The sequence below is a fragment of the Arthrobacter sp. Y3223164 genome, from assembly GCF_059091005.1.
In genome coordinates this window covers 1-4,227 of record NZ_JBNHGF010000246.1, presented here as the reverse complement: position 1 = coordinate 4,227, position 4,227 = coordinate 1, and the positions used below count along the sequence as shown (strand labels likewise).

Genomic DNA, 4,227 nt, shown 5'->3' with positions numbered 1-4,227 from the left:
GGCCGCCGCCGTCGCACAGGGCGCCCGGGAGGCACTGGCCTGGCTGGACGTCTCGGTGGACCTCGCCGAGCGGGAACGGGACGAGGCCGAAGAGGTGCGCGCGGCGTGGGAGGCGGAGCTGTCCACGGTCCGCTCGTCGACCGACGCGCTCGCCGCCGAACTGCGCGAACTGACGGACACGGTGCACCGCGACGAGCTGGCACGGGCCCAGCAGCGGCTGAAGATCGAGGCCCTGCAGACCCGGTCCATCGAGGAGCTGGGCCTGACCCCCGACCACCTGATCGCCGAATACGGGCCGGACCAGCCGGTGCCGGTCGCCACCGCGGCGTCGAACGACAAGTGGGCCGCCCTGCGGGCGCCGGTGGACGAGGACGGCAACGCCGTCGCCGAGGGTGTCCCGTTCGTACGCGAGGAGCAGCAGAAGCGGCTCAAGAAAGCGGAGCGCGACCTGGCCGCGCTGGGCAAGGTCAACCCGCTGGCGCTCGAGGAGTTCGCGGCGCTGGAGGAACGCCACCAGTTCCTGAGCACCCAGCTGGAGGACCTCAAGGCCACGCGCAAGGACCTGCTGGAGATCATCAAGGAAGTCGACGAGCGGGTGGAACAGGTCTTCACCGAGGCCTACCGCGACACCGCCGTGCAGTTCGAGCGCGTGTTCGGCCGGCTTTTCCCGGGCGGCGAGGGCCGGCTGGTGCTGACTGACCCGGAGGACATGCTCACCACGGGCATCGACGTGGAAGCCCGGCCCGCCGGCAAGAAAATCAAGCGCCTGTCCCTGCTCTCCGGCGGCGAGCGCTCGCTGACCGCGGTGGCCCTGCTGGTGGCGATCTTCAAGGCCCGGCCGTCCCCGTTCTATGTGATGGACGAGGTGGAAGCGGCGCTGGACGACACCAACCTGGGCCGGCTGATCACCATTTTCGAGGAGCTGCGCGAATCCAGCCAGCTGATCGTCATCACCCACCAGAAGCGCACCATGGAAGTGGCCGACGCGCTGTACGGTGTAACGATGCGCGGCGACGGCGTCACCACCGTCATCTCGCAGCGGCTGGAACATGCAAAGGCCCTGGTCGACTGAGCAGAAAGGCAGGCGAATTGGCGGGAATACCGGGCGAGACAGCCCAGTTGCTGACCATCGACGGATGCGAGGTCCGTATCCGGACCGTCGGCTCCGGGCCCACGGACTTCGTGCTGGTACACGGCATCGGCGTCTCCGGACGTTACTTCGAACCCCTCGCGGCTGAACTGACCCGGCACGGAACGGTACATCTGGTCGATCTTCCCGGCCACGGCGGAACCGCCAAACCCGACCGGGCACTTTCGCTGGTGGACTTCGCCGGGCTGGTCGAGGCGGCCATGGACCGGCTGGACATCGGCCCCGCCGTCCTGGTGGGCCACTCAATGGGCTGCCAGATCGTCGTCGAAATGGCGCTGCACCACCCGGACACCGCCGCCGCGCTGGTGCTGCTGGCGCCGACGGCGAACCGCCGCGAGCGCACGGCCTGGCAGCACGGCCTCCGGCTGCTTCAGGACGGGTTCCGGGAACCGCTGACCGTGGACATGATCGAGGCCACCGACTACCTTCGTTGCGGGCCGCGCTGGTTCCTGAAGACACTGCCGGCCATGCTCGACCAAAAGCTGGAGCAGCGGATCGCCGGGGTGCAGGTGCCGGTGCGCATCGTCCGCGGCGACCGGGACCCGATCGTGCCGCTGGACTGGTGCCGCGAACTGGCCGCTGCCTGCCCGGGCACGATCGTGGACAGCATCCCGGGCGAGGCGCACGTGATGATGTTCCGTTCGCCCGGCCCGGTGGCCCGCCTGTGCCTGGCCACGGCCGGCTTCGACGATGCTGCCGTCATAGACCGGCAATGAACCGTCTGCTCCCTCGACTGCGGCTGGGCCGGGCCTGGCTGCTGGACTACGCCTACATCGGCCGCCGGCAGGTCCGCGGACTCTTCGACCGGACCGGCCCGGCGCGGTACCGGGAGGCCGGAACCCGCGCGGCGGACCCCGTCGTCGTACTTCCGGGCATCTACGAGTCCTGGAAGTTCATGCGCCCGCTGATCGAGCACGTCCACGGGCGCGGGCATCCGGTGCACGTGATCGAGCCGCTGGGCTTCAACGTGGGCAGCGTCGAGCGGATGGCCGGGCTGGTCGCCGACTACCTGCGCGGCCAGGACCTGGACAACGTGACCATCATCGCGCACAGCAAGGGCGGACTGATCGGCAAATACGTGATGACGGGCGCGGAGTCCGGGGCGCGGGTGAAGCGCATGGTGGCGATCGGAACGCCGTTTTCCGGCTCCCGCTACGCGTCCTTCGCGGTGACGCCGATGGTCCGGGCGTTCGCGCCGAACAACCGCGTCCTGCGGCGACTGCTGGCCAACCTGGCTGTCAACCACCGGATCGTGTCCGTCTACAGCGCCTTCGACCCGCACATTCCCGGCGGCTGCCGGCTCGAGGGCGCAACCAACATCCGGCTCGAGACCAGCGGGCACTTCACGATCATTGCCGAGGACCGCGTCCGGGAGATCATCGACCGGGTGTTGGACGGCGCGACGCCGGAATGACCGGCCCGATGCAAGCTGCGGCGCCTAGTCGCCAGCGGAGGGCGGAGCGGTGACGACGGAAGCCTTGATATACGGCTTCCGATCCCATGGGGCAAGAACCGCGTCGTCCGGGCCGGTGCCGGTTTCGTCGTCCAGATACGGAAGATTGAGGACCGTATGGAGGATCCCGGTGATTCGAATTGGCTCTCCCGGCGACAGGTCGTCGAGGTCGGTGTCGTAAATGATCAGCAGCGGTTCAACGGCGGGGTCCGCCGGGTCTGCGATGGTGAAGGCTTCGGGCGCGACCACTTCTTCCACCGCCCCGGTCACAGTGACCGACTTTCCCTCGAGCGAGTCCAGCGTGTTGACGAAGCCGCGGTCGTAAGGCCCCTCATAGTCCGGCGCGCTGCAGCCGGCCAGTCCCAGGCCCAGCAGTGTGAGCAACGCGACGGCGGCAACGCGGGCTTTGCATGCTGCGGGAGTGGAGGCAGGCACTTCTTCTCTTCCTTTCAGCCCGTCGGCTCCCCGGGCCATCTGTCCGTGCACACCGGTGCTCCGGTGTGCCGGGACTTATCCGGTGCCGGAAGATTGCCGCGGGGACCGGCTCCGAGCCACCCTAACGGGAACCACGGGCGGACCGCTACCGCCCGAGCGCCCATTGTCCGTGCCCCGGTTGGGCGTTAGTGTCGAAACCAGAATCGACCCCTCCCGGGCTGCAGGCAAACGGCCGGGCGAAGCGCAGGTGCGCACGCCCGGGGCCAGGAGGCTGGGAGTGTGGTCGGCTACCGATGTGAGCGGGCAGCCGCCCAGCCGTGACGGCTGCCCCGGGGCAACAAAAAAGGAGGCAACATGGCTGGATCGTTCGAGGGAGGCACGCGATGGGCTCCGTAGTTATTTTCGCTCCCTCGCCCGTGCTCACCGTGACGGTGGAGGACGTCGAGGGCACCGCCGATATCCACCTGCACGCCGGTGGCCAGGGCGTCTGGCAGGCGCGGATGCTGACCGCACTCGGCGCGTCCGTCACGATGTGCGCGGCGTTCTCGGGCGAAGCCGGCGGCGTGATCCGGCATCTGATCGCCGACGAGGGGGTCAAGGTCCTCCCGGTAAAGGGCGAGGGCAGCAGCGCGGCGTACGTCCATGACCGGCGCGGCGGCGACCGGGAGGTCATCGCCGAGAGCCCCGGGGAAAAACTGACGCGGCATGAGCTCGACGAACTTTACGGCCTGACCCTGCAGGCCGGGATCGAGGCGGGCACGGCGATCCTCAGCGGCGCGGTCCGCGAAGACGCCGTACCGCACGACGTCTACCGGAGGCTTGCCGCCGACCTGCGCACCGCCGGCTGCCGGGTGATCACCGACCTCACCGGCGACCGGCTCACCGCCGCGCTCGCCGGAGGCGTAAGCGTGGCTAAAATCGCCGACGACGAACTGACCGAGAGCGGGCGGGCCGCCTCGGACGAACCCGAGGCGATCATTGAGGCGATGCGCGGCATGCACGACGAGGGGGCCGGCACGGTGATTGTCACCCGCGCCCACCTTCCGTCCCTGATGCTGCACGACGGCGCCCTGAGCGAGATCCGGGTCCCCGAGATGCAGAGCGTGGACACCCACGGGGCGGGAGACTCGCTGACCGCCGGGGTCGCCGCGACCCTGGCCGACGGCGGCACCATCCACGAGGCGGTGGT

The 4,227-nt window shown here is 69.3% G+C and carries 5 protein-coding genes; 4 read left to right on the top strand and 1 reads right to left on the bottom strand.

The window, feature by feature from the left end; all coding sequences use genetic code 11:
• The 3 genes from AC5RUJ_RS11870 to AC5RUJ_RS11860 form a co-directional block, all read left to right on the top strand.
• On the top strand, positions 1 to 1,072 hold a 1,072-nt coding region (locus tag AC5RUJ_RS11870; protein WP_494155904.1), incomplete at its 5' end, for an AAA family ATPase.
• 17 nt (positions 1,073 to 1,089) lie between these two features.
• Entirely contained in the window at positions 1,090 to 1,866 is a 777-nt protein-coding gene (locus tag AC5RUJ_RS11865; protein WP_494129010.1) for an alpha/beta fold hydrolase, read from the top strand.
• Positions 1,863 to 2,564 (top strand): esterase/lipase family protein, encoded by a 702-nt coding sequence (locus AC5RUJ_RS11860; protein WP_494129009.1) that lies wholly within the window; start codon positions 1,863 to 1,865, stop codon positions 2,562 to 2,564. Before AC5RUJ_RS11865 ends, AC5RUJ_RS11860 begins: the two co-directional genes overlap by 4 nt.
• A 24-nt stretch (positions 2,565 to 2,588) precedes the next feature.
• On the opposite strand, the gene AC5RUJ_RS11855 is transcribed toward AC5RUJ_RS11860, so the two are convergent.
• Positions 2,589 to 3,038, bottom strand: coding sequence for a hypothetical protein (locus AC5RUJ_RS11855; RefSeq protein WP_493999985.1), 450 nt, complete (start codon positions 3,036 to 3,038; stop codon positions 2,589 to 2,591).
• Positions 3,039 to 3,421: 383 nt separating this feature from the next.
• On the opposite strand from AC5RUJ_RS11855, the gene AC5RUJ_RS11850 reads away from it, so the two are divergent.
• Positions 3,422 to 4,227: PfkB family carbohydrate kinase (locus AC5RUJ_RS11850; protein ID WP_494155903.1), on the top strand; the 806-nt coding region annotated here is incomplete at its 3' end.

Excerpts from the sequence above, each read along its gene's own strand:
- AC5RUJ_RS11860 (WP_494129009.1), top strand. The coding sequence starts at position 1,863 with ATGAACCGTCTGCTCCCTCGACTGCGGCTGGGCCGGGCCTGGCTGCTG.